At 70.4% G+C, this 22,346-nt stretch carries 18 protein-coding genes; 14 read left to right on the top strand and 4 right to left on the bottom strand.

Annotated features, from left to right (window positions below):
- Positions 1 to 7 precede the first annotated feature (7 nt).
- Both QNO26_RS07915 and QNO26_RS07910 read right to left on the bottom strand, forming a co-directional pair.
- Positions 8 to 751 (bottom strand): alpha/beta fold hydrolase, encoded by a 744-nt coding sequence (locus QNO26_RS07915; protein WP_257530749.1) that lies wholly within the window; start codon positions 749 to 751, stop codon positions 8 to 10.
- Between the two features lie 77 nt (positions 752 to 828).
- Complete coding sequence (locus tag QNO26_RS07910) at positions 829 to 5,565, bottom strand: ExeM/NucH family extracellular endonuclease (protein WP_257638390.1); 4,737 nt, start codon at positions 5,563 to 5,565, stop codon at positions 829 to 831.
- A gap of 250 nt (positions 5,566 to 5,815) precedes the next feature.
- On the opposite strand from QNO26_RS07910, the gene lepA reads away from it, so the two are divergent.
- The 13 genes from lepA to QNO26_RS07845 all read left to right on the top strand — a co-directional run bounded on the left by lepA (position 5,816) and on the right by QNO26_RS07845 (position 18,814).
- The gene (lepA, locus tag QNO26_RS07905; protein WP_257530752.1) at positions 5,816 to 7,660 is read left to right on the top strand and encodes a translation elongation factor 4; all 1,845 of its coding nucleotides are present in this window, start codon (positions 5,816 to 5,818) and stop codon (positions 7,658 to 7,660) included.
- Between the two features lie 43 nt (positions 7,661 to 7,703).
- Positions 7,704 to 8,354, top strand: coding sequence for a DUF1990 domain-containing protein (locus QNO26_RS07900; protein ID WP_257530754.1), 651 nt, complete (start codon positions 7,704 to 7,706; stop codon positions 8,352 to 8,354).
- A complete protein-coding gene (hemW, locus tag QNO26_RS07895) occupies positions 8,354 to 9,571 on the top strand; it encodes a radical SAM family heme chaperone HemW (RefSeq protein ID WP_257530756.1) in 1,218 nt (405 codons plus the stop codon). The genes QNO26_RS07900 and hemW overlap by 1 nt, the downstream gene beginning before the upstream one ends.
- 70 nt (positions 9,572 to 9,641) lie before the next feature.
- Positions 9,642 to 10,679, top strand: coding sequence for a heat-inducible transcriptional repressor HrcA (gene hrcA, locus QNO26_RS07890; protein ID WP_257530758.1), 1,038 nt, complete (start codon positions 9,642 to 9,644; stop codon positions 10,677 to 10,679).
- Between the two features lie 39 nt (positions 10,680 to 10,718).
- Complete coding sequence (gene dnaJ, locus QNO26_RS07885; protein ID WP_257530760.1) at positions 10,719 to 11,834, top strand: molecular chaperone DnaJ; 1,116 nt, start codon at positions 10,719 to 10,721, stop codon at positions 11,832 to 11,834.
- A 1-nt stretch (position 11,835) separates the two neighbouring features.
- Entirely contained in the window at positions 11,836 to 12,570 is a 735-nt protein-coding gene (locus tag QNO26_RS07880; RefSeq protein ID WP_257530762.1) for a 16S rRNA (uracil(1498)-N(3))-methyltransferase, read from the top strand.
- Positions 12,571 to 12,632: 62 nt separating this feature from the next.
- A complete protein-coding gene (locus QNO26_RS07875; RefSeq protein ID WP_257530764.1) occupies positions 12,633 to 12,980 on the top strand; it encodes a histidine triad nucleotide-binding protein in 348 nt (115 codons plus the stop codon).
- Between the two features lie 58 nt (positions 12,981 to 13,038).
- Positions 13,039 to 14,064 (top strand): PhoH family protein, encoded by a 1,026-nt coding sequence (locus tag QNO26_RS07870; RefSeq protein ID WP_257531712.1) that lies wholly within the window; start codon positions 13,039 to 13,041, stop codon positions 14,062 to 14,064.
- Complete coding sequence (gene ybeY, locus QNO26_RS07865; protein ID WP_257530766.1) at positions 14,061 to 14,531, top strand: rRNA maturation RNase YbeY; 471 nt, start codon at positions 14,061 to 14,063, stop codon at positions 14,529 to 14,531. The genes QNO26_RS07870 and ybeY overlap by 4 nt, the downstream gene beginning before the upstream one ends.
- Entirely contained in the window at positions 14,528 to 15,901 is a 1,374-nt protein-coding gene (locus QNO26_RS07860; RefSeq protein WP_257530769.1) for a hemolysin family protein, read from the top strand. Before ybeY ends, QNO26_RS07860 begins: the two co-directional genes overlap by 4 nt.
- A gap of 91 nt (positions 15,902 to 15,992) precedes the next feature.
- On the top strand, positions 15,993 to 16,967 hold the full coding sequence (gene bsh / locus QNO26_RS07855) for a choloylglycine hydrolase (RefSeq protein WP_257530772.1): 975 nt from the start codon (positions 15,993 to 15,995) through the stop codon (positions 16,965 to 16,967).
- Between the two features lie 9 nt (positions 16,968 to 16,976).
- Positions 16,977 to 17,876 (top strand): GTPase Era, encoded by a 900-nt coding sequence (gene era / locus QNO26_RS07850; RefSeq protein WP_257531715.1) that lies wholly within the window; start codon positions 16,977 to 16,979, stop codon positions 17,874 to 17,876.
- Complete coding sequence (locus tag QNO26_RS07845; RefSeq protein ID WP_257530774.1) at positions 17,876 to 18,814, top strand: NADP-dependent oxidoreductase; 939 nt, start codon at positions 17,876 to 17,878, stop codon at positions 18,812 to 18,814. Before era ends, QNO26_RS07845 begins: the two co-directional genes overlap by 1 nt.
- A 42-nt stretch (positions 18,815 to 18,856) precedes the next feature.
- Here the strand turns inward: QNO26_RS07845 and QNO26_RS07840 are convergent, their stop codons facing one another.
- Positions 18,857 to 19,492 carry a hypothetical protein gene (locus tag QNO26_RS07840; RefSeq protein WP_257530776.1) on the bottom strand — a complete coding sequence of 212 codons (636 nt, stop codon included), beginning with the start codon at positions 19,490 to 19,492 and terminating at the stop codon, positions 18,857 to 18,859.
- A 194-nt stretch (positions 19,493 to 19,686) separates the two neighbouring features.
- Between QNO26_RS07840 and leuA the strand changes: the two genes are divergently transcribed.
- Positions 19,687 to 21,447, top strand: coding sequence for a 2-isopropylmalate synthase (gene leuA / locus QNO26_RS07835; RefSeq protein ID WP_257530778.1), 1,761 nt, complete (start codon positions 19,687 to 19,689; stop codon positions 21,445 to 21,447).
- 104 nt (positions 21,448 to 21,551) lie between these two features.
- Here the strand turns inward: leuA and QNO26_RS07830 are convergent, their stop codons facing one another.
- Positions 21,552 to 22,292 carry a trimeric intracellular cation channel family protein gene (locus tag QNO26_RS07830; RefSeq protein WP_257530780.1) on the bottom strand — a complete coding sequence of 247 codons (741 nt, stop codon included), beginning with the start codon at positions 22,290 to 22,292 and terminating at the stop codon, positions 21,552 to 21,554.
- Positions 22,293 to 22,346: the final 54 nt, after the last annotated feature.

Here is a 22,346-nt window from a genome sequence, read left to right as displayed (position 1 = left end):
AGCAGGTTCAGCCCATTGGCCCCGACGCGGCGGCATCCCGCTCGAGTGTCGCCACAGCGAGCTGCAGCACCGCGTCGAACACAGCAGGCCGCATCGCCGTGACCAGATGCGTGGTGCGCGGCACGACGATGAGCTCGGCGTCCGGCACGAGCTGCGTGAAGAGGCGCTCGTTCACGCGCAGCTGGTCGTACTGCCCGTTGACGAACCAGGTCGGCACGTCGATCCGGCGCAGCGATGCCAGCAGGTCGAGCACCGACAGGCTCCGCAGGGCCACGTCCTGGGCGCTGAAGGCGTAACCGCCGGCACCGAAATCCGCGCGCGTCTCCGGCGGGAGCGTGCGCGCGAGCATCTGCTGGGTGAACCACAGCCCGTGCCCGGGGAGCGCGTCGAACCCGCGCGCGATGAGGCGGTACGCGGCCAGGCCGACACCGCGGGGGATCGACGTGCACGACGCCCCGATGAAGCCCGCCACCGGCGGGCGCCGCTCACCACCGACGTATTCGGTGCACAGCAGCCCGCCCATGGAGTGGCCCACCAGCAGCACCGGCCCGCGTGTGGCGGCATCGCGCACCGCGCGGTCGATCGTGGCGAACGCACCCTCGAGGGTGAACGTCTCCGCCATGCGCGTGCCATGGCCCGGCAGATCCAGGGCGAGTGCCGGAATGCCGTGCTCCGCGAGGAACGCCACCTGCGCGCGCCACATGGTCGCGGACGTGCGGATGCCGTGCACGAGCACCACCTGCACCGTCATCGTCCCACCCTAGAAGAGCAGTCGGCCGGTGGGGCGCGAACGCCTCCCACCGGCCGACCTCACGGCTTCTCAGCAGATCAGCCGATCACCCGCACCTTGACCGGAGCGCTGGCAGAGCCGGCGACCGTTGCGGCGTCGGAGGGGACGAACACCGCCGTATAGGTGTGGATGCCGCGGCTGAGGTTCCCCAGACGCAGGCTCGCCAGCCCGCTGCGCACCGTGGCTGTGCCCACGAGCGCGCCGTCTGCGCCGCCCTCGCGGAACTCGACGACGCCGTTCGCGCGCGCGCCGTCCTGCTGCACGTACGCCAGCAGCGTCGTGGGCAGGAACCGGTTGATGTGCACCGGCAGCAGCGGGATGAGCTGCGTCGACGTCTTCGCCTGGACGACGGCGGGTGCCACGTCCAGCGGGACGCTCACGACGGTGCCGGAGGGCTGCGCGGTGAGGGTCAGCGTCGCCGCGCCTGCGGGAAGGCCCGCGGGCAGGGTGACGGCGACCGTCGCGGCTCCCGCGGTGACCGGCACCTCGCCCAGCACCGTGTCGCCGAGCGCGACCGTCAGCGTGGTGTTCTCGGGGGCGCCGCGGCTGGTGAGGTTGAGCCCCGCGACGGCGAACTGCACCTGAGCACCGGGCTCGACCGTCTCGGGCACCCCGCTGACCTGCACTGCCTGCTTGGCGTACGAGGGCGCGAGCGGCGAGTTGTCGGCGATGTAGTCGACCCACGCCTCGTAGTCGAGCAGGCCGGTGTCGACGTAGCCGGTGCCCTCTGTGAAGGCCCGGAAGTTGTCACCGCCGCTGGCCAGGAACGAGAACGTGCCGATGCGGTACTCGGCCGCAGGATCGATGGGCTGACCGTCGACCGTCACCGAGGTGATGCGCTCTCCTTCGGGAAGGGCGGGGTCGAAGGTGTACGACACGTTGTCCGAGAGACCCAGCTGCAGGTACGGGCGCGAAGGGATCTCGTTGTCGGCGTCGCGCTGCCACTGCTGCTCGAGCATCGTGATGAACTGCTCGCCCGTCAGTGTCACCAGACCCAGCGTGTTGTTGAACGGCAGCACCGCGTTGGCCTGCGAGAACGACACCGTGCCGTCGGGCAGTCCCGGAACCGCGGCGGCACCGAACTCCGCCTGCGTGTCCCAGAGGTCCGCCCGCAGCCCGCCCGGGTTGGTGACGCCGATGACGGCGCCGTTCGGCAGGTCGGCGAGCGAGTCGCGCAGCATGTTCGCGACGGTGTTGCCGAGCGTCGATTCCGATGCCCGGTCATCGCGGGTGCCGCCGGTCCACACGCCGTCGACGAACGATCCGCCGGAGAACGCGGTGGTGATGTCGGCTGCGACCTCGCCGACGCCCGTGTTGCCGATCTCGGCGGCGGCCGCCAGGGCCGCGCGGGTGATCTCGGCGACCTCCGCCACACGCGGGTACTGCGCGATCAGGGTGGCGTCGTCGGTGGTGGTCCGCTCGACGTTGCGCTCGGTGTGCGCAGCGACCTCGCCGGTCTCGGCGTCGACCGTGAGGGTGATCGCGCCGATGCGTGCACCGTACGAACCTGTCTGCACGATGGGGCGCGTGCGATCGGTGCCGGGGATGGCGGCCGACCACGCGTACTCCTTGTGCGTGTGACCGGTGAAGATCGCGTCGACCTCAGCGGCGGTGTCGTTCACGATCGAGGCGAAGGCGCCGCCGCCGGCGAGTTCCTCTTCGAGGGTCGCGCCCTCGGGAGTGCCCGCGCCGGCACCCTCGTGGTACAGCGCCACGAGTACGTCGGCCTCGCCGTTGGCGGGGTCGCCGTCGCTCAGCTCGGCGGCGACGCGGTTGACCGCCTCGACGGGGTCACCGAATTCGAGGTCGGCGATGCCGGCGGGGGAGACCAGCGCCGCGGTCTCCTCGGTCACGGTGCCGATGACGCCGACCGTGAGCCCGTCGAGCTCGTGCAGCGAGTACTCCGGCAGGGCCGGGGTGTCGGTGCCCACCAGGTAGACGTTCGCGCCCAGCTGCGGCGCGTCGAAGGCGTCGCTGACGCGACCGGCGAGGTCGTCGTAACCGCGGTCGAACTCGTGGTTGCCGACGGCGCTGGATGCCAGGTCGAGCGCGTTCAGCACGTCGATGGTCGGCTGATCGCGGGCCACAGAGGAGGCGAACAGCGATGCGCCGATGTTGTCGCCCGCCGAGAGGAACAGCACGTCACCGGCCGCGCCCTCGCGCAGCTGCTCGACGGTGCCGGCGAACTTCACCGTGTTGGCGTCGATGCGGCCGTGGAAGTCGTTGATCCCGAGCAGCGTCAGCACCGTCGGGGCCGCCTCGGCGCTCAGACCCACCTTGATCGGGTCGTGGTCGCTGGAGCGGTAGACGTCGGGCGCGTAGAACTCGGTGCCGTGGGAGCGGAACCGGCTGTACTCCAGGGCGAGGGCTTCGCCGGAGTTGATGTTCCAGATGTCCGCGCCGGTGGCGCGGCCGAGAGCGGCGTCGTTGAGCAGCACATGATCGAGCGAGCCGGACAGACCGGAGAAGCTGTAGGACTGCGTGGCCACGTCGAACGCGGCCTCTGCGCCGGCGAAACCGGCCTCGTACAGCACCTGCAGCGGGTCCTCCGCGCCGTAGGAGTTGAAATCGCCCACGAGCGCGACGGCATCCACGTCGCCCTGCACGTCGGCGACCCAGTCGCGCAGCGCGGTCGCCTGGCGCACGCGGGATTCGTTCGATGCGCCCTGTCCGTCGCCGGTGTCGGCGTCGCCCGGCCACGGACCGGGGGAGCCCTTGGACTTGAAGTGGTTCACGACGAACAGGAACGGCTCGCCGCCGTCGGAGGGCTCGAACACCTGCGCGATGGGCTCACGGGCGTTGCCGAACGCCTGGTCCGCGCCGCTCTGGTCGCCCAGCGCCATCGCAGCGCCCACGGGTGAGACGGCCGCGGGCTGGTAGATGATCGCGTTGGTGATGACATCCTGCTGCGACAGGTCGGGCAGGTCCTCGGAGGACGCGATGTACGCCCACTTCTCCTGCTCCGACGCGGCGTTGAGCGCGTCCACGAGGGTCGCAGTGGCTTCGTCGGCCTCTTCGCCGAGGGCGGCGGAGTTCTCGATCTCCATGAGGCCCACGACGTCGGCATCGAGCTGCTCGATCGCCGCGACGATCTTGTCCTGCTGGCGCTGCAGGTCCTGTGCGTCCCACGCGCCGCGCTGATCGCAGCCCTGGCGCACCGTCACGCCGTCGCCGAAGCGGTCGGTGTAGGCGACGCACGAGGGGGTGTCGGTGCCGAGGGTGGTGAAGTAGTTGAGCACGTTGAACGACGCGATCGACAGGTCGCCCCCCACGTCTTCCGGCGCCGCGGTGCGAGGGCTGGTGAAGAGGATCCCGTCGGCCCCGGAGCCGTCGGCCGTCAGCGGCACGATGGGGTTGAGCTTCCAGGAGCCGTTGCGGAAGTCGACGATGACCGGCTCGCTGAACTCCACGCCTCCGCCCACGACGATCGGCTCGCCGAGCGAGACGTAGGCGGGGGTCAGTGCGCTGTTGGCGGCGCTCAGGAAGTTGATGCTCGTGCCGTCGTCGAGTGTGACGGCGCGCGCGGCGTTGTCGGCGGCGATGGCGGCGGCCTCGGGGCTGCCGGGGCGGGCGACGTCGGTCGGCTGGCGCAGCGGGGCGTCGCCGGCGGCGAGCCCCACCTCTCCGTACTGGTTGGTCGAGTACGTGTTGGTGACCGTGAACGGTCCCTGCGGGGCGACCAGCATCGACTCGAGCGCCTCGCGCTGGGCGGGGTCGGCGGGCCAGCCGACGGTGGCGGGCACGGGCGGGGCGGCAGGAGCCACCACGGCCGCGTCACCGGGGGAGACGCTCAGCTGGGTGAGGCCCTGGTACTCGCCGACGACGCCGGTGACGTCGACGGTGTCGCCGAGGGCGACCTCCGACACGGCCTCGGGTGCGCGGACGAAGACGGCGTCGGATGCCCTGTGGGAGGCGAGGTCGAGGGCACCGCCGGTTCCCGGGGTCTGGATGACGTAGCCGCCGAAACCGCCGGTCGGGTAGTGCGCGGTGACCACGCCCGTCGTCGTGACGGTGCGGCCGACGAGCGGGGACTCCGCCTGCGCTCCCTGGATGTCTGCGATCGCGACGACGGTGGGCTCCGGCTCCGGCTCCGGCTCGGGCTCCGGGTCGCCGCCGCCGGTGCCGAGTCCCTGCGGGGTCGGCGCACCTGCGGCGAAGTCCGCGGCGTTGTCCGCGGTGTGGGTGGCCGCTTCGTCGCGGCTCACGCTCTGCGCGTTCGTGGTTCCCGGTGCGGCTGCGCTGCCGGCGAAGTGCGTGGCGCCGCCCCAGCCGACGAAGTCGACGACCTGGGGGAGATCGACCAGGCTGTTCGCGCCGGAGAGCGGGGTGAGGGAGGACACCAGGGCGACCTTGCCCTGGCTGCCGCTGAGGGGGATGGATCCGTTGACGTCGGCTTCGAACGCCGGCTGGGTCGTGTCGGTTCCGGTGGCCTGGCCGATCAGCAGCCGGCCGCCGGCGGGAAGCACCTGTCCGGTGAGGGCCGTGACCTGCCAGGTGCCGCCGGTGGCCGAGGCGTACTGCACGCTGTAGCCGGAGAGGTCCACCGCCGCACCGGAACGGTTGGCGAGCTCGATGAAGTCCCGCTGGTACGCGCCACCGGAGTTGCCGCCGCCGCCGTACACCTCCGCGATGACGACGGGGGCGTCGACGCTCACGGCAGCGTGCGCGGCAGGCGCGAAGGCGATGCCTGCGGCGACGGTCGCGGCCACGGTGAGGGCGGCCAGCGGCCGCCGCAGCGCCCGGCGCGCGGAATCGGGAAGAGGGCGTTGCGTCACGATCGATCTCCTGTGATGGGTCGGGCGCGTGGGGGAATCGCGCAGACCTGGGCCACGCTACTGAGCGAAGGGCTCATTCCCGGTGTCAGATCGGCGACATCCGGGTTAACTTGTTCTCATCTGACGGCGCCTGGCGTGTCGCCACCGCGAGCCCCTACCATCGCGCGCCCAGGCGACGTGAGCCCGCGCCCGCGCCTCTGCTCGCGGCGCGCCCGCGAGTCACCACCCACCCCGGTAGACTCGACGCGACATGTCACCCCGTGCCCTCACGCCGCTCGCGCCCGCTGCCACGCCGCCCGCGCAGATCCGCAACTTCTGCATCATCGCCCACATCGACCACGGCAAGTCCACGCTGGCCGACCGCATGCTGCAGATCACCGGCGTGGTGTCGGACCGCGACATGCGCGCCCAGTACCTCGACCGCATGGACATCGAGCGCGAGCGCGGCATCACGATCAAGTCGCAGGCCGTGCGCATGCCCTGGGCTGCGGGCGGCGACACGTTCGCGCTGAACATGATCGACACCCCGGGGCACGTCGACTTCACCTACGAGGTCAGCCGGTCCCTCGCCGCCTGCGAGGGGGCGATCCTGCTCGTGGATGCCGCACAGGGCATCGAGGCGCAGACCCTGGCGAACCTGTACCTGGCCCTCGAGAACGATCTGCACATCATCCCGGTGCTGAACAAGATCGACCTGCCTGCCGCCGACCCCGACAAGTTCGCGGCCGAGCTCGCAGGCCTCATCGGCGGCAACCCCGAAGACGTGCTGCGCGTCAGCGGCAAGACCGGTGTGGGCGTCGAGGAGCTTCTCGACCGCATCGTCCGCGACATCCCCGCGCCCGTCGGCGACCCCGACGCGCCGGCCCGGGCGATGATCTTCGACTCGGTCTACGACTCCTACCGCGGCGTCGTGACGTACGTGCGCATGATCGACGGCAAGCTGGAGCCGCGTGAGCGCATCCAGATGATGTCGACGAGGGCGACGCACGAGCTGCTCGAGATCGGCGTCTCCAACCCCGAGCCGGTGCCGACCAAGGGCCTGGGTGTGGGCGAGGTGGGCTACCTGATCACGGGTGTGAAGGACGTGCGCCAGTCGAAGGTCGGCGACACGATCACCACCCACCGCAAGCCCGCCACCGAGGCGCTGCCGGGCTACACCGATCCGAAGCCGATGGTGTTCTCCGGCATCTACCCGATCGACGGCAGCGACTACGCCGAGCTGCGGGAAGCACTGGACAAGCTGAAGCTGTCCGACGCCTCCCTGCAGTACGAGCCCGAGACGTCGGTCGCCCTGGGCTTCGGCTTCCGCTGCGGGTTCCTCGGGCTGCTGCACCTCGAGATCATCACCGAGCGCCTCTCGCGCGAGTTCGGGCTCGACCTCATCACCACCGCCCCGTCGGTGACCTACGAGGTGCTGACCGACACCGGTGAGACCATCACGGTCACCAACCCCAGCGAGTACCCCGACGGGCGGGTCGCCGAAGTGTCCGAGCCCGTCGTCAAGGTCGGCATCCTGCTGCCCAAGGATTACGTCGGAACGGTCATGGAGCTCTGCCAGGGGCGCCGCGGCACGCTGCTGGGCATGGACTACCTCAGCGAGGACCGTGTCGAGCTGCGGTACAACATGCCGCTCGGCGAGATCGTGTTCGACTTCTTCGACCATCTGAAGAGCCGCACGCAGGGCTATGCCAGCCTGGACTACGAGCCGGCAGGGTCGCAGACCGCCGATCTCGTCAAGGTCGACATTCTGCTGCAGGGCGAGAAGGTGGATGCCTTCAGCTCGATCGTTCACCGTGAGAAGGCCTACGCCTACGGCACACTGATGACCGAGCGGCTGCGCAAGCTGATCCCGCGTCAGCAGTTCGAGGTGCCCATCCAGGCGGCCATCGGCGCGCGCATCATCGCACGAGAGAACATCCGCGCCATCCGCAAGGACGTGCTCGCCAAGTGCTACGGCGGCGACATCACCCGAAAGCGCAAGCTGCTCGAGAAGCAGAAGGAGGGCAAGAAGCGCATGAAGATGGTCGGACGCGTCGAGGTGCCCCAGGAGGCGTTCATCGCCGCGCTGTCGGGCGACGTCGACGGCAAGAAGTAGCCTGGCCGCCGTCGGGCACACACGCACGAAGTAGGCTGGAGACATGCGCCGCGGGACCTTCAGGGATGAGACGGTCGACTACGCCGCCGTCGGGGCGACGCAGGCGTCCGACCTGTTGCAGTACCCGCCGGAGCGCAGCATCCCCGCCCATGAGTCGTGGCGCATCGGCAGCGGCGAAGCGCGATTCCGCTCCGCCGGCGACGCGCTGCTGTCGTGGGGCGCGCAGCGTGGCGCCGGCCTGCAGCTGACCGATGTGCGGCCCGCGTCCGGGCCGGGCTACGCGGGTGTCGCGTTCGACGCCGAGGGAACCCCTGTCGCGCCGAGCCGGCGTGAGGCCGAGCAGCGCTACGACGCCGACGGCACCCCCTACGTGGGCGCGGGGACGACGGTGCGCGTGCACGGCCGCATCCGCGGGCATCGGGCCGACGCCGAGCTGCGCGTGATCTTCTGCGTCGAGGAGGCCCGCCGCGTCGGGTTCGCCCTGGGCACCGTCGGAGGCTCCGTCGTCAGCGGCGAGGAATCGTTCATGGTCGAGTGGCGCGAGAACGACGAGGTCTGGTTCACCGTGCGCGCCTTCGATGCCCCGACCGCCGCGCTGTACCGTCTGATGCCGCCGCTCGTGCGCCGCCGCCGCCGCGAGCTGTTCCTCGGCTACCTGCGCGCGATCTCGCCGTTGTACACCACCGGATCCTGATGCCCTCCGTTCTGCCCGTGGGTGAGCCCGCGCCGGCCGACGGCGCTCTGCCCGCCGACCTCCAGACGGATGCCGGGACCGACTTCGGCGTCTACCTGCACGTCCCGTTCTGTCGTGTGCGCTGCGGCTACTGCGACTTCAACACCTACACAGCGGGTGAGCTGCGCGGGGCGAGACAGGATCAGTACGCCGACACGCTGCTGCACGAGATCTCCCTGTCGCGCGGTGTGCTCGCGGCCGCGGGTCCGCTGCGCCCCGCGCAGACGGTGTTCTTCGGCGGTGGGACGCCCACGCTGCTGCCGTCGGGCGACCTGGCGCGCATGCTCGACGGCGTGCGCGACACGTTCGGCATCGCCGACGGGGCAGAGGTCACCGTCGAGGCGAATCCCGACACCGTGACCCCCGCCGGTGTGGCAGAGCTCGCGCGGGCGGGCGTCACCCGGCTGTCCATCGGCATGCAGTCGGCCGTCGCGCACGTGCTGGCGGCGCTGGACCGCACGCACGACCCCGACAACGTGGCCACCGCCGTCGCCGCAGCGCGCGAGGCGGGACTCGATGTCAGCGTCGACCTCATCTACGGCGCGCCGGGGGAGACCCTCGCCGATTGGGAGCGATCGCTGGAGACCGCGGTCGGCCTCGCTCCCGACCACATCTCGGCCTACGCCCTCATCGTCGAGGAGGGGACGAAGCTGCATCGTCAGATCCGTCGCGGCGAGGTGCCCGCGCCCGACGACGACCTGCAGGCCGACATGTACGAGCTCGCCGACGAGACGCTCGCCGCTGCCGGCTTCGAGTGGTACGAGGTGTCCAACTGGGCGCGGGACGAGTCCCACCGCTCGCGGCACAACCTCGCCTACTGGCGCGGCACCGACTGGTGGGGCTACGGTCCGGGCGCGCACAGTCATGTCGCCGGTCTGCGCTGGTGGAACGTGAAGCACCCCGCCGCCTACGCGCAGCGCCTCGCCGCCGGAGAGTCGCCCGCCGCCGGGCGGGAACGCCCCGACGCGGCATCCCGCCGGCTGGAGGACGTGCTGCTGCGCTCGCGCATCCGTGAGGGCCTCGCGCTGGCCGAGGTCACCCCCGCCGGCCGCGGCGCGGTCGCCGGGCTCATCGCGGACGGCCTCGTCGACGGGGCCGCGGCCGTGCACGGAACCCTCGTGCTCACCCGCCGCGGTCGGCTGCTGGCCGACGCGGTCGTGCGCGCCCTCACCGCCTGACGCGAGCAACGACCTCACCGCGGTAGAATTGGCACTCGCGAGAGAAGAGTGCCAACGGGGAGGGAGTGACATGGTCAGCGAACGCGGATTGCAGGTGCTGCGGGCGATCGTCCAGGACTATGTGGACACCAACGAACCCGTCGGCAGCAAGGCGATCGTCGACCGGCACGCTTTCGGCGTCTCCGCGGCGACGATCCGCAACGACATGGCCCAGCTGGAGGATGAGGAGCTCATCGTCGCGCCGCACACCTCGTCGGGGCGTGTGCCGACCGACAAGGGGTACCGCGTCTTCGTCGACCACCTCGCCCAGCTGCGCCCCCTCACTCCCGCCCAGCGCACCGCGATCGGATCCTTCCTCGACGGCGCCGGCGATCTGGACGACCTCCTCGCGCGCACGGTGCGCGCCCTCACGCGGCTCACCGGGCAGGTCGCGATCGTGCAGTACCCGTCGTTCGCGCGGGCGCACGTCTCCCATCTCGAGCTGGTCGACCTCGGCGGCGGCCGGGTCATCGTGATCGTCGTCACCGACATCGGGCGTGTGTCGCAGCGCATCGCGTCGGTTCCCACCGATCTGGGGGAGGACGGCATGACGCGGGTGCGCGCGCGTCTGGCGGAGCTCCTCACCGGAAGCAGCGTGCGCGACGGCGCGCAGGCGGTGGCCGACCTGCTGGCCGCGCCCGCCCAGCCCGACGCGTTCGACCGCGCCGTGCGCGCGATCGCGGGCGTGGTGGCCGAAGAGCTCGAGGAGTTCCGGCAGGATCGCCTGGTGCTCGCGGGCAGCGCCACACTCGCCCGTCGCGAGCAGGACTTCCGCGGCAGCATCTACCCGCTCCTCGAGGCGATCGAGGAGCAGGTCACGCTGCTGAAGCTCATGTCCGAGATGGTCGCCGACGACCAGGGGCTCGCCGCGAGCATCGGGCGCGAGAACGAGCCGTTCGGGCTGGCGGAGGCATCCGTCATCACCGGCGAGTACGACGTGACCGGCTCGCGCGCGAGACTGGGACTGCTGGGCCCCACCCGCATGGACTACTCCTCGAACCTGGCGGCCGTCCGCGCCGTCGCCCACTATCTGAACCGGCTGCTCGAAGAAGACGAGAGCAACCGCTGACGGTTCCGACGCCGCGTCCGCGCGGCACGAAAGGCGAATGTGGCTGACCACTACGACGTACTCGGCGTGTCGCGTGACGCGACTCCCGACGAGATCAAGAAGGCGTATCGTCGCCTGGCGCGCGAGCTGCACCCCGACGTCAACCCGGGTGCCGACGCCTCGGAGCGCTTCAAGCTGGTCACCCATGCGTATGACGTGCTGAGCGACCCCGACCAGCGTGCCCGCTACGACATGGGCGGCGACAACGCGTTCGCCGGCGCCGGCGGCGGGTTCAGCAACTTCGGCGACATCTTCGAGACGTTCTTCGGCGCCGCGGGCGGCGGCGGTGGTCGGGGCGGACGGCCCCGCTCACGCCGCGAGCGCGGCCAGGACGCGCTGGTGCGCGTCACGCTGCAGCTCGGCGACGTCATCTTCGGCGTGCACCGCGACATCGAGGTCGACACGGCCGTCCTGTGCGAGACCTGCTCGGGCTCGTGCTGCCAGCCCGGAACCCAGCCCGCCACGTGCGACATCTGTCACGGCACCGGCCATGTGCAGCGCACCGTGCGGAGCCTTCTCGGCAACGTCGTCACCTCGCAGCCGTGCAACGTGTGCCAGGGGTACGGCACCACCATCCCCTTCCCCTGCACGACCTGCCAGGGCCAGGGGCGGGTGCGCGCCCGCCGCACGGTGTCGCTCGACATCCCTGCCGGCGTCGAGACCGGCCTGCGACTGCAGCTGCCCGGCTCCGGTGAGGTCGGACCGGCCGGCGGCCCCAACGGCGACCTGTACATCGAGGTCACGGTGGCTGCGCACGAGGCGTTCAGCCGCGACGGCGACGATCTGCTCGCGACCCTCGAGGTGTCGATGCCGGATGCCATCCTCGGCACCAGCACCACGATCGAGTCCCTCGACGGGCCGGTCGAACTGGAGGTCCGTCCCGGCGTGCAGTCCGGCGACGTGCTGACCATCAAGGGCCGCGGCATCACGCCGCTACGGGGCTCGCAGCGGGGCGACCTCAGGGTCGGCGTGCAGGTGGTCACCCCCACCCGGCTCGACGCCAAGGAACGCGCGCTCATCGAGGACTTCGCCAAGCGCACCAAGGCTCCCGCACCGCGGCTGGCCGAGTTCCACCAGGGTCTGTTCTCGAAGCTCCGCGACCGCTTCCGGGGCTGACATGGCGCTGCACTTCGTCGACGCGGCGGCCGGCGCCGCCGGACCCGGCGACCGCATCACGCTGACAGGCGCCGAGGCCCACCACGCCGCAGCGGTGCGCCGCGTGCGCGTAGGGGAGATCGTCACGCTCGGCGACGGCCGAGGCGCCTGGCTCACGGGTGCCTGCGCATCGGTGTCGCCGCGTGAGGTGGTCATCGAGGTGACCGAGCGCACCGAGGTACCCGCTCCCGCGATGAGGGTGGGTCTCGTGCAGGCGCTCGCGAAGGGCGACCGGGACGAGCTCGCCGTGCAGGCCGCCACCGAGCTCGGGGTCGACGAGGTGATGCCGTGGCAGGCCACGCGCAGCGTGTCGCGCTGGGATGCCGGCAAGGCCGAGAAGGGACGTGCGCGCTGGGGGACGATCGCCCGGGAGGCTGCGAAGCAGGCGCACCGCGCGTGGCTGCCGGAGGTCACCGAGCTCGTCACCACCCGGCAGCTGGCCTCTCGCGCGGCGACCGCGCGGATGCTGGTGCTGGAGCCGACGGCATCCGTCGCACTGACCGCATGGCGCCCTGCTGCCGACGACGCCGAGGTGCTGCTGGTCGTGGGCCCGGAGGGCGGCATCGCCCCCGAGGAGCTGCGGGTCCTCGCCGACGCCGGTGCGACCCTGGTGCGACTGGGCGACACGGTGCTGCGCACGTCGACCGCCGGACCGGCGGCGCTGGCCCTCGTCAACGCCACCATCGGCCGCTGGTGACGTCGCCCACGCGCCCGGCCGCAACCGGAGCGGGGATGCCGCGGCTCGGTAGACTGGAGACCATGACCGAACCGAGCGTGTTCACACGCATCCTCAACGGCGAGATCCCCTCCGAGATCGTGGCGGAGACCGAGAACGCGTTCGCGATCCGCGACATCGCGCCGCAGGCGCCCGTGCACCTGCTGGTCATCCCCAAGACGGAGGAGTACCGCAACGTCGCGGAACTCGCCGCCGGTGACCCCGCCCTGCTGGCCGAGCTCGTCGGGCTGGCATCGAGCCTGGCCGCCGAGCACGGTGACGGCGACTTCCGCCTGGTCTTCAACACCGGTCCCAGCGCCGGGCAGACGGTCTTCCACGTGCACGCCCATGTGCTCGCCGGCGACCTTTCGGAAGCGGGTCTCGGTGGCTGACGATTCCGAGGCGCGCGAGGGCACGACGGTCGACCGCATCTGGGCGGACGGCGTGGCCATGGTGCAGCTGCTGGGCCCGCAGGACCGCCTTCTTCGCGTGGTCGAGCGGGAGCATCCCGGCGTCGACGTGCACGTGCGCGGCAACGAGATCACCCTGTCCGGCGAGGCCGACGCGGTCGCGGCGGCCCGCGCCCTCGTGGACGAGCTCATCTCGATGACCCGTGCGGGGCAAGGGCTCGACCCGGTCGACGTGACGGCGTCCAGCCGCATGATGCGCGACGAGGGCCTGCGTCCCTCCGAGGTGCTCGGCGAGGCGATCCTGACCTCCCGTGGCAAGATCATCCGCCCGAAGACCGCCGGCCAGAAGGCCTACGTCGACGCGATCGACGAGAACACGATCGTCTTCGGCATCGGCCCCGCCGGCACCGGCAAGACCTATCTCGCGATGGCCAAGGCCGTGCAGGCGCTGCAGCGCAAAGAGGTCACCCGCATCATCCTGACCCGCCCCGCCGTCGAGGCGGGGGAGCGGCTGGGGTTCCTCCCCGGTTCGCTGACCGACAAGATCGACCCCTATCTGCGGCCGCTCTACGACGCCCTCAACGAGATGCTCGACCCCGAACTCGTGCCCAAGCTCATGGCGAGCGGCACCATCGAGGTCGCGCCGCTGGCCTACATGCGCGGTCGCACCCTCAACGACTCCTTCGTGGTGCTCGATGAGGCGCAGAACACCACCCCGGAACAGATGAAGATGTTCCTCACCCGCTTGGGCTTCGGCACGCGCATGGTGGTCACCGGCGACATCACGCAGGTCGACCTGCCGCAGGGCTCGTCGGGGCTGCGTCTGGTGACCCGGGTGCTGAAGGACATCGACGACATCCACTTCGCGCGCCTCACCAGCGACGACGTGGTGCGCCACACCCTGGTGGGGCGCATCGTCGACGCCTACAGCGAGTACGACGAGCAGCGCCTGGCCCACCGCCGTGAACGCGACGAGGCGTCCGAACTCGCCAACCGGGCCGAGCGACGCGGCAAGCCGCGCCCCGCCGGACCCCGCGACCACCTGCCCAAACGAGGACGTTCATGACGATCGAGATCAACAACGAGTCGGGCGTCCCCGTCGACGAGACCGTGCTCCTGCGGCTCATGGAGCACAACCTGGCGGAGCTGCACGTCAGCCCCGACGCCGACGTGGCGATCCTGCTCGTGGATGAGGGCGCCATGGAGGCGCTGCACGTGCAGTGGATGGACGAGCCCGGCCCCACCGACGTGCTGAGCTTCCCGATGGACGAGCTCCGGCCCGGCACCGAGGACATGCCCACCCCCGCGGGCCTGCTGGGCGACATCGTGCTGTGCCCGCAGGTGGCCGAGGCTCAGGCGCTCGTCGCACAGCATTCCACCCTCGATGAGCTGATCATGCTCACGACGCACGGTCTGCTGCACCTGCTGGGCTTCGACCACGCCGAGCCGGAGGAGGAGCGGGAGATGTTCGGGCTGCAGAAGCAGCTCATCCTCGACTTCGCCGCCGCTGAGCGTCGTCGACCCCGCCCGTGACCGAGGTCCTGCTGCTGGTCGGTGCGGCGCTGCTGGTGGCACTCGGGGGTCTCATGGCCGCCCTCGACGCGGCGCTGTCGGTGACCTCGCGCCAGGGCCTGGCGGAGCTGGCCGTGACCGCCCGCTCCCGCACGGCGCTGCGCCGCATCGCCGACGATCCCGACGCGCACAACAACGCGGTGGTGTTCATCCGCATCCTCGCCGAGACCACCGCCGCCGTGCTGGTGACGGCGGCCTTCATGCTCGCGTTCGACAACATCTGGTGGGCGCTGCTGGCGGCGGCGCTGCTGATGACGGTGGTGTCGTTCGTGCTCGTCGGTGCGAGCCCGCGCGCCGTCGGTCGTCAACACGCCGAAGGGCTGCTGCGCAGCGCCGCCCCCCTGGTGCGCGGCGCCCGCATCGTGCTGGGTCCGCTCGCCCACCTGCTGGTGATCCTCGGGAACCGGTTCACCCCCGGCCTCAACCGCAACGCGTCGTTCGCCTCCGAGGAGCAGCTGCTCAGCATGGTCGACGAGGCCGCGTCGCAGGACCTCATCGAAGAGGACGACCGCGACCTCATCCACTCGGTCTTCGACTTCACCGACACGTTCGTGCGCGCCGTCATGGTGCCCCGCACCGACATGGTGTCGGTGGAGGCCGGCACGCCGACGCACGAAGCCATGAAACTGTTCCTGGACCGCGGGGTCTCCCGGCTTCCCGTCGTCGACGACGAGGCCGATGACGTGGTGGGCGTGCTCTACCTGAAGGACCTCGTGCAGTTCGCGTTCCGGGACGAGAGCGCGTGGCGCAACGCCCCGGTCAACCGCATCGCACGCAAGGCGGTCTTCGTGCCGGAGTCGATGAAGGCCGAGACGCTTCTGCAGCAGATGAAGCGGGATGCCGTGCACGTCTGCCTCGTCGTCGACGAGTACGGGGGGGTCTCGGGACTGGTGACCCTGGAGGACCTGATCGAGGAGCTGGTCGGGGAGATCGCGGACGAGTACGACGCGCGTGCCGCCGAGGTCGTCGATCTCGGCGACGGGCGTTTCCGGGTCAGCGCCCGCCTGGGCCTCGACGAGGTGGGCGAGCTGTTCGGCATGGAGCTCGAGGATGACGAGGTGGACTCGATCGGCGGGCTCCTCGGCAAGGCGCTCGGACGCATCCCGATGCCCGGCGTCACCGCCGAAACCCACGGTCTCGTCCTCACCGGCGGCGCCTCCCGCGGCCGGGGCAGGGGACTGGCGACGGTCTTCGTGGAGCGCGCCGCCTCACCCGACGACGCCGAGGACACCGCCGATCGGGCGCCGCGCACGGGCGAGATCACGCGCCCCGCGCGCACCGGCGAGGTGCGGGTGTCGCGCCGAGGCGACACCGACGACCGCCGCGCGTAGCGATCAGCGGGACCCGTAGCGCATCGCGGGTGGCCCCCCTACTGTTGCGTGGACCGGGCGAGCCGGACACCGTGACATCGGAGGTCATCACATGTGCACAGGAGCCAACTACACGACCAAGGACCACTACTTCGGGCGCAATCTGGATCTGGAGTTCTCGTACCACGAGACCGTGACGATCACGCCCCGCAACTTCCCCTTCGAGTTCCGCAAGGTGCCGACGCTCGCGACGCACCACGCGATCATCGGCATGGCGACCATCGCCGACGGCTACCCGCTGTATTACGACGCGACGAATGAGAAGGGCCTCAGCATGGCGGGGCTCAACTTCCCCGGAAACGCCGACTACAAGCAGGAAGACCCGGCGAAGACGAACGTCGCGTCGTTCGAGTTCATCCCCTGGGTGCTGGGGCAGTTCGAGAGCGTCACCGAGGTGCGGGCCGCGCTCGCGGACCTGGTCGTGACCGATGCCGCGTTCAGCGCGGAGTTCCCGCCGTCACCCCTGCACTGGATCATCAGTGACAGGGACGGCTCGATCACCGTCGAGAGCGTCAAGGAGGGGCTGAAGGTGCACGACAACCCCTACGGGATCATGACCAACAATCCCACCTTCGACATCCAGTCCTTCAACCTCAACAACTTCATGCATCTGACGAAGAACCCCCCGGAGAACACCTTCGCTCCCGAGCTCGACTTCGACGTCTACAGCCGGGGGATGGGGGCGATCGGCCTGCCCGGCGACCTGTCGTCGGCATCCCGCTTCGTGAAGGCGGTCTTCACGAAGATGAACTCGCAGTCCGGCGATTCCGAATCGGAATCGATCAGCCAGTTCTTCCAGATCCTCGGCTCCGTCGCGCAGCAGCGTGGCCTGGTGGAGGTGGAGCCGGGCAAGTTCGAGATCACGATCTACTCGTCGTGCTGCAACACCGACAAGGGCATCTACTACTACACGACCTACGAGAACAGCCAGGTCACGGGCGTCGACATGCACAAGGAGGATCTCGACGCAACTACACTGGTGGATTACCCCTTGATCAAGGGGCAGCAGATCCATATGCAGAATTGAGAGCTTCACATCGACGAGAACGTCCAGCGCTCCGGCTTCGTCACCTTCGTGGGACGCCCCAATGTGGGCAAGTCGACGCTCACCAACGCCCTTGTCGGCGAGAAGGTCGCGATCACCAGTGACAAGCCGCAGACGACGCGGCGCGCGATCCGCGGCATCCTGAACCGCCCCGGCGGCCAGCTCGTGATCGTGGACACCCCCGGCATCCATCGTCCGCGCACCCTGCTCGGCGAGCGTCTCAACGACCTCGTCGAGCAGGTGCTCGGCGACGTCGACGTGATCGCGTTCTGCGTGCCCGCCACCGAGAAGGTGGGTCCGGGCGACCGCCGCATCGCCGAGTCGCTGTCGAAGTATCCGCGGGCCAAGAAGGTCGCCATCGTCACGAAGACCGATGCCGGCAGCCGCCAGCAGATCACCGAGCGGCTGATCGAGGTCGACGCGCTGCGCGAGGACTGGCACGCCGTCATCCCGCTCTCCGCCGTCACCGACGACCAGCTCGACGTGCTCTCCGACGAGCTGCTCTCGCTCATGCCGACCGGCCCCGCGCTCTACGAGGAGGGCGTCGTCACCGACGAGTCGCTCGAGGACCGCATCGCCGAGATCATCCGCGAGGCGGCGTTGGAGGGTGTGCGCGACGAGCTGCCGCACTCCATCGCCGTGACCGTCGACGACATCGCCCCGCGCGAGGACAGCGACCTCACCGACATCTTCGCGAGCATCGTGGTCGAGCGGGACAGCCAGAAGGCGATCATCATCGGGCACCGCGGTTCGCGGCTGAGCGATGTCGGAGCCCGCGCTCGCGCCCAGATCGAACCGCTGATCGGCACACGGGTGTTCCTCAAGCTGCACGTGCGCGTCGCCAAGGAGTGGCAGCGCGACCCGAAGCAGCTCGGCCGCCTCGGGTTCTGATGGCCCGCCGCTGGGAGGCGCCGCGCTGGGGCGGACCGGAGGGCTGGGAGCTCGCCGACGTCGAGGTCCCCGCACCCCTCCACGGCGAAGTCACGATCAAGATGGCGGCGGCGGGGATGAACCCGGCCGATGTGAAGCACGTGGCCGTCGAGCGCCCCGGCCTGTCCCTGCCCGTCCCGATCGGGTACGAGGTCTCCGGCGTGCTGACGGCGATCGGACCGGGCACGCAGATCGCCTCGGGCACCGCCGCGGTGGGCGACGAGGTGCTGGCCTTCCGCGTCACGGGCGGATACGGGACCGAACTCACGGTCCCCGCCGACAAGGTGTTCGCCAAGCCCGCGTCGCTGACGCACCCGGAGGCGGCGAACCTGCTGCTGGCGGGGACGACGGCATCCGAGCTGCTGCACGTGACGGGCGCATCGCCGGGGGAGACCGTGCTGCTGCACGGCGGGTCCGGCGCCGTGGGCGTGGCGGTGCTGCAACTGGCGCGGCGGCTCGGCGTGCGCGTGATCGCGACGGCGTCACCGGGGTCGTTCGAACGGGTGCGTCGCTACGGCGGGGTGCCGGTGGCGTACGGCGAAGGCCTGCTGGATCGGGTGCGGGATGCTGCGAACCACGCCCCCGTGGTCGCCGCGCTCGACGCAGCGGGGACCGACGAGGCCCTGCAGGTCTCCCTCGAGGTCGTCGCCGATCCGTCCCGCGTCGTGACGATCGCCGCGACCGACGCGGCGGAGCGCCTCGGCATCCGTCGCATCGGCGGCGGGATGCCGGCGAGCGCCGCCTACCGTGACGGCGTACGGGCCGAGCTCATCGCCCTGGCCGGGGCGGGGGAGCTCGAGGTGCCGATCGCGGGCGTCTTCCCCCTAGAGCGACTGCACGACGCGCTGCAGGTTCTGCTGTCCGGGCACCCCGGCGGCAAGCTGGCCCTCGTCCCCTGACGGAGGGCCCGGTGCCGCTGGTCCTGGTGCAGGGCTGGGAGGTCAGTCGAGCGGCTGCAACGCGGAGCGGATGAGGAGTTTGTCGGGGCCGAAATCGGCGTCCGCGGCATCCTGCCACGTGCCGTCGTCCCACAGCACCTCCACCACCAGGCGTCCGTTCTCGGGATACGACCCGAGGTACGCCTCACCGAGGACCTCCGCAACGCGCTCCTGCATGTCGCTGAGCTCCGCCTCGCTCGCCGTGCCTGGGCGACCGCCGGTCGGGTCGTCCGCCGCCATCGGGTCGTAGAGCGCGAGCATGATCGGCGGCTGCGTCACCGTCAGCTCCGCGCCGTCGAACGTGCCCTGCACCGCGTACGTGCCCCACCGGGTCTCGCCCTGCGAATCCCAGCCCTCCACGCCCTCCCAGCTCCAGCTCTTCAGAGGCATGCCGTTGCATTGCGGTGGCCACGACTCCATGACGCCCCCGAGGCACAGCTCGGCACTCCCGGCGATGTCCATGACCGTGCCCTGGCCGATCACCTCGCCCTCCGGAGCCCCCGGCCACAGTGACCCGAGCGCGTGCCCGACCGGCGCATCCGGTGAAGCCGCCGAGGGCGAAGGGGTGGCGCAGCCCGAGGCCGACATCACCGCGAAGACGACGATGGCGGGTCCGAAGATGAGACGTCGTGGGGTCATGCCCGTGGAGTGTCGCCGCCGGCGCGATCGTCTCAGAGTTCTCCCGCTCGTCGGCACGGGTGTACATTGGGCCCATGCGCTTCGGCCGGCTTCTCCTTCTTAGTCGCCGCGACGAGACCTCGTTCTAGGGCCTCCCTCGTCGCGGAGCTTGTCGTCGGCCCGCATCATTCGACGAGAGTAGTAGCGACAGCATCATGGACAACACCCAGAAGCCCTCCGGCATGCCGGTGCACAAGTACCGTCCGTACCACGAGCAGTTGCGCGTGGACCTGCCCGACCGCACCTGGCCCGACAAGCGCATCACGACGGCGCCCCGCTGGTGCGCCGTCGATCTGCGTGATGGCAACCAGGCACTCATCGACCCGATGAGCCCCGAACGCAAGCGCATCATGTTCGAGCTGCTCGTGGGCATGGGGTACAAGGAGATCGAGGTCGGGTTCCCCTCGGCCAGCCAGACCGACTTCGACTTCGTGCGTCAGCTGATCGAAGAGGATCTGATCCCGGACGACGTCACCATCCAGGTGCTGACCCAGGCGCGCGAGCACCTGATCGCGCGCACCTACGAGGCGATCGCCGGGGCGAAGCAGGCCATCGTGCACCTGTACAACTCCACGAGCGTGCTGCAGCGCGAGGTCGTCTTCCGCAGTGACAAGCAGGGCATCATCGACATCGCGCTCGAGGGGGCGCGGCTGTGCCGCGAGTTCGAGAAGCGCATTCCCGAGACGGCGGTGTTCTACGAGTACTCGCCCGAGAGCTACACCGGCACCGAGCTCGAGTTCGCCGTTGACATCTGCAACCAGGTGATCGAGGTGTTCGAGCCGACGCCCGAGCGCAAGGTGATCATCAACCTTCCCGCGACGGTCGAGATGGCGACGCCGAACGTCTACGCCGACTCGATCGAGTGGATGAGCCGCCGGCTGGCGCACCGCGAGAACGTGATCCTGTCGCTGCACCCGCACAACGACCGGGGCACGGCCATCGCCGCAGCCGAGCTCGGCTACATGGCGGGCGCCGACCGCATCGAGGGATGCCTGTTCGGCAACGGCGAGCGCACCGGCAATGTCGATCTCGTCGCGCTGGGGATCAACATGCTCACCCAGGGCATCGATCCGCAGATCGACTTCAGCGACATCGACCAGGTCAAGCGCACGGCCGAGTACTGCAACCAGCTGCCCGTTCCGGAGCGCAGCCCGTGGGCCGGCGACCTGGTGTTCACCGCGTTCAGCGGATCGCACCAGGACGCCATCAAGAAGGGCTTCGAGGCGATGGAAGCCCGCGCTGCGGCATCCGGTGTCTCGGTCGACGAGATCGAGTGGGCCGTTCCGTACCTGCCCATCGATCCGAAGGACCTCGGCCGCTCGTACGAGGCGGTCATCCGCGTCAACTCGCAGTCGGGCAAGGGCGGCGTCGCGTATCTGCTGCGCTCGGACCATTCCCTCGACCTGCCGCGCAAGCTGCAGATCGAGTTCTCGGGGGTCGTGCAGGCGAAGACGGATGCCGAGGGCGGCGAGGTGACCAGCGATCAGATCTGGGACATCTTCACCGACGAGTATCTGCCCGCTGCGGCCGACGACGCCAAGTGGGGCCGGTTCGAGCTGCTCGCCACCCGCACGCAGAGCGACATGTCCGGCGACGTGACACTCGACGTGACGCTGCGCGACGGGGATGCCGCGGAAGACCTCACCGGCACCGGCAACGGACCGATTGCGGCGTTCCTGTCGGTGCTGGGCGGGCGAGGCTTCGACATCTCGCTGTACGACTACGTCGAGCACACGCTCAGCGCCGGCGGCGACGCTCAGGCGGCTGCCTACGTCGAACTGCAGGTCGACGGCGAGCGGCTCTGGGGCGTCGGCATCGACGGCGACATCTCGACCGCGAGCCTCAAGGCGATCGTGTCGTGCGTGAACCGCGCGATCCGCACCCGCACCCGCTCCGCGGAGCTCGCCGCCGTCTGACCCGCAACCCCGCCGGGCCCCCGAAGGCGGCACCGCGCGCTGAAACGAATACTGACGGCCGAGACCGTGGGTATCACCCGCCGTCTCGGCCGTCAGCATTCGTCTCACCGATGGGGGCGAGGGCGGGGGCGGGGCCGGCGCAGCCACGGGCGGCGGGGCGGCTCTGGGGAGACGACCGGGATGGCGCTCGTCTCCACGGCGACCTTGCGGCGATGCAGCCGCCGCTGCTCGGGCAGCGAGATGTCGAAGATCACGGCGAGCAGCCGGATGACCGCGGTGACCACGACGCTCACCACCGCCGCCACCGTCAGCGTCACCCCGAGCGCCTCCAGACCCGCGAGGGCGAAGCAGCCGACGGCCGCCGCCACGGCGTAGAGGGACCCGACGTGCATGATCGCCACGGGCAGCCCCATGATCACGTCGCGCAGGATGCCGCCGCCCACCGCCGAGCAGACCCCGATGAACACCGCGGGCACCATCGGGAGCCCCAGAGCCAGCGCCTTGCTCGTGCCGAAGGCGCCGAACAGCCCGATCACGACGGCATCCAGAGCGATGATCACGTTGTTGAGCCGCTGGAAGATGCCGGACAGCAGCATGCCCACGAGGGCCGCCCCCATCGCCGTGAGCAGATACCAGTTGCTCTGCAGCGTCACCGGCGTGGTGTTCAGCAGCAGGTCGCGGATGAGGCCGCCGCCCATGCCCATCACGATGCCGATGATCGCCACGCCCAGCAGATCGAGACGTCGACCGGTGAATCCGGCGGCGAACAGCGCCCCCTGCACGCCGCCGAGCCCCACGGCGAGCAGATCGGCCCAGAGGGGGATGACGAAGGTGGGTTCGGGCACCGCTACATTCTCCCGGTCGTCGCGCCGCCGCGCGATACGGCGCGCAGGCGACCG

This window comes from Microbacterium sp. zg-Y1090, assembly GCF_030246945.1.
In the GTDB taxonomy this organism is placed as follows: Bacteria; Actinomycetota; Actinomycetes; order Actinomycetales; family Microbacteriaceae; genus Microbacterium; species Microbacterium wangruii.
This window is presented reverse-complemented; position numbering and strand designations above follow the sequence as displayed.